At 59.9% G+C, this 852-nt stretch carries 1 protein-coding gene; it reads right to left on the bottom strand.

Annotated elements, in window-relative coordinates:
• Positions 1–139: 139 nt before the first annotated feature.
• Positions 140–466 carry a DUF6124 family protein gene (locus HU811_RS27065; protein ID WP_186659184.1) on the bottom strand — a complete coding sequence of 109 codons (327 nt, stop codon included), beginning with the start codon at positions 464–466 and terminating at the stop codon, positions 140–142.
• Positions 467–852: the final 386 nt, after the last annotated feature.

The following is an 852-nucleotide window of genomic DNA, read 5'->3' as shown; positions in this document are numbered from 1 at the left end:
CCGCTGGGCTGCGAAGCAGCCCCAAAACCAGCCTCCTCAAAAACACCTGACCCACCGAGGTGCCGGTCATTGGGGCTGCTGCGCAGCCCAGCGGGAGCAAGCTCCCTCGCCACGGGTGCTGCTTGACTTTGAAGAAGTGTTAGCGCGGCACTGCGATATCCAGCGCACGGTTCGCCAGCAACTCACCCAGCTCAATCATCTGCTGAATCCCCAACGCAAAATGCCGCCGCGAGCCGTCCAGTTCAAACGCCAGGTCGCTGGCCATGGCATTGACCGAGGCCAGGGTTTCGCTGAGGTTGGCGAGCAGGCATTCCATGTCCGCGTCTTCGACGACGGTGAATAACTGGCCGGGTGATGAGGTGGGTTTTTCAGGTTTGGGGTCGAGGTAAAAGGCGAGGGCGCGGTCGGCAGCTTCGTTGAGTTTTTTGGAATCGTCTTCGGGGGGATTGGGGGTGATCTTGAACATGGTGCAGCTCCTGATTATTCAAAAGGCGCTGCCAGACATCACTTGCAGATGATGGGTGGCAGCTATGCGCGGGTCTGCAAGACCGGGAAACCAGGAACCCGGCAGACCCGAAGGTCTCCCGCACACAGCCGCCATGAGTCGAACACAGATGTGTCGATTGGCTTTGGCTATGCGCCTGGTATTCGGCGGGCTTGCAGACCCGATCACTGATGAGCAGTGACGGGGAACAAGTTATCGGCAGGGGACCAAGCGCACAAGCCGACGGATTCTGGCGCAGTTGTAGGCAATGGCGCAAGGCGATGTAGCCTCGCTCGGACGTCCTACATTGCAGCCTCAACAGCACTGAAGCGAACGCAGTTGTGGCGAGGGAGCTTGCTCCCGCTGGG

Source organism: Pseudomonas tehranensis, from assembly GCF_014268615.1.
Lineage (GTDB): Bacteria > Pseudomonadota > Gammaproteobacteria > Pseudomonadales > Pseudomonadaceae > Aquipseudomonas > Aquipseudomonas tehranensis.
This window is presented reverse-complemented; position numbering and strand designations above follow the sequence as displayed.

Coding starts and splice junctions, on each gene's coding strand:
- HU811_RS27065 (WP_186659184.1), bottom strand. CDS start 466: ATGTTCAAGATCACCCCCAATCCCCCCGAAGACGATTCCAAAAAACTC.